The 255-nt window shown below is 63.9% G+C and carries 1 pseudogene; it reads right to left on the reverse strand.

The window, feature by feature from the left end:
- A pseudogene (locus SB765_RS31520) lies at window positions 1–255 on the reverse strand (peptidase M23); the annotation flags it as partial.

A 255-nucleotide genomic window follows, 5' to 3' on the forward strand; every position in this document is an offset into this window, starting at 1 on the left:
GCCCTGTAACCAGTCGGCCATCAGCACGCGGCCATCGGCGATAGCTTTCACCTCGGTACCTTCGCGCGCATCAATCACCAGTCCTTTCCAGCGCAGTTCACCCTGCAGCTGTTCACCAAAACGATGTTCAATGCGTCCGCGTACCGGCCACAAGGCCTGCCCGCCCGCGCGACCGAGTCCACCGGTGCGCGCCACCAGTTCGCGTTCGCTCTGGGTCGGCTGATAGCTGGAGCCTTTGGCTTTCGCCTGCGCCTG

Source organism: Pseudomonas sp. SIMBA_067 (assembly GCF_046534675.1).
Classification (GTDB): domain Bacteria; phylum Pseudomonadota; class Gammaproteobacteria; order Pseudomonadales; family Pseudomonadaceae; genus Aquipseudomonas; species Aquipseudomonas putida.